Here is a 1,825-nt window from a genome sequence, read left to right on the forward strand (position 1 = left end):
CGGCGGGCGGACGCCCGGGGCCTGGTTTCGGTTTGGGGAGCAGGGGCTCAATCACAGCCCATTGTTCGTCTGTCAGCTCATGTCTCGTACTCATACTTCCATTTTACATTGGCAGATCATGTTTTTGAAATAGCTTGTAGCCCGATCAAGCACACAGCCAAAAAAATGTTAAATACATAGGATTTGAGAAAGAAAATTGACACAATCAGAACCGCCAGAAAGACAATTGGCAAATCCTGTACTCTTGTCCTTCTGTTATAACGCTTCCTCCTTTTCGGAGACTTTCTTTTCTTCATGTTGAGATCGGCTTTTAGCTTTTGATACAGTTCATAACGTCTTTTTCGCTTTTCATAGCGCCTGCGTTGAGCAGACAAATCGATATCCAAATTATATTCGTCATTTGATTTCCTTCTCAACCATAACTGCGGACAATATAAATAATCCCCCAATTCTTTTGTACTTAAATATTTCATAGGAATCACTCTTTCTATTTACCTATCATCGTTTGAATGATATCGTTCACCGTACTGATGGCTGCCAGTAACGTCGACCCCAATTGCATTTCCGCTGTAAACTGGTTTAATTTATCCCGAAAGCGCCTCAATTTTCGTTCGGATACTTCCCTTTTCTTCACTTCATCCATGAGGTTTTCCGTCATTACGCTTAATTTCACCAATTCCCCGTCAGGACAGGGTTGTCTTTTTATGGTTTCATGCAGTTGCTCAAGAGCCTGCAACAAACTCTCCATGCGATCATCATCCGATTTGTTCGAATACCTGACATATATGGTTGACTGATCACTGGCAATATTGATTTGACCGCCGGAGTTGTTGAAAACCACATCGCCTCGGACTTTCACAGGGTCATCCCCCTTTATTTTATTGATAGATACCACTATTTGAATTATACCAATTATTTATGATACAAACAAAAATATTTACCAATATTGATTTGTCTTTGATAATGATTTGCTAGGATATTGTTCGTTTTTTCTCAGTCTGTTTTAATTGTTAAACATAACGCATCGACTTTTTTCTAATTTCCCCGTCCTTGTTTTGTGCACCGGTTTCTGTTCCATGCCCATTTTTCCAGAATATATAGAGAAGACTTGCCAAACACAGCGGTGGTTATATCATGCAGGCGTTACACCCCCTGCTCGAAAAATGCGGCATGGAATGTTGGAAGGCATTAAGGAGTGAAAAAAGGGCGTGCCGCGCAAGAAAATATGCGGCACACCCCCTGTTTTGCGGCGAGTCTAGCCCTTATTCTTCCATTTTTTGAGGAAACAATACCACGCCGTCTTCGTCAACGTACACATGGTGTCCTGGAATCCAATCCACCCCGGCAAACCGCAGGGGCTCTCCGACGGCCCCCGTCCCTTCCTTGCGGCTTCTGAGCGGGACTTTCCCCAAGGCCAGCACGCCGATGTCCATTCGGGACAATTCCTCCGTATCCCTTACACAACCATGGATGATCAAGCCGACAATCCCCCGTTCCATCGCGATGGCGGCCAGTCGGTCTCCCAGGAGCGCACACCTTCTGGACCCGCCGCCATCCACCACCAGCACGGAAACGAAAATCGTGTTTTTGCCGTTTTTTCCGTCCTATGTGTCTATGAAAATGTCCTATTTACACAGGAAATCTCCACCTTTCTGTTTGCACACGTTTGCAATTGGTTTGCAATAGTCAATATGTGGCCTAATTTATCGGGGCGGGTTTTCACCCGCCCCGAGGCTGTTGACAAAGAAGGGTCAACAGCCTTTTTTGTTGAATTCGGAATAAAACAATTCCGAAGGAAGGTTTTTATATGTTCAGGACGAACCCA

General features: G+C 44.5%; 3 protein-coding genes. All 3 read right to left on the bottom strand.

Annotated features, from left to right (window positions below):
- Positions 1-116: 116 nt before the first annotated feature.
- A complete protein-coding gene (locus CLV97_RS17985) occupies positions 117-473 on the bottom strand; it encodes a hypothetical protein (protein ID WP_146130552.1) in 357 nt (118 codons plus the stop codon).
- A 14-nt stretch (positions 474-487) separates the two neighbouring features.
- Positions 488-859: a hypothetical protein gene (locus CLV97_RS17665; protein WP_106346830.1), complete on the bottom strand. Its 372-nt coding sequence runs from the start codon at positions 857-859 to the stop codon at positions 488-490.
- Between the two features lie 403 nt (positions 860-1,262).
- A complete protein-coding gene (locus CLV97_RS17670; RefSeq protein WP_245891708.1) occupies positions 1,263-1,568 on the bottom strand; it encodes an RraA family protein in 306 nt (101 codons plus the stop codon).
- Between the last annotated feature and the right edge of the window lie 257 nt (positions 1,569-1,825).

The sequence above is a fragment of the Planifilum fimeticola genome, assembly GCF_003001905.1.
GTDB classification, from domain to species: domain Bacteria; phylum Bacillota; class Bacilli; order Thermoactinomycetales; family DSM-44946; genus Planifilum; species Planifilum fimeticola.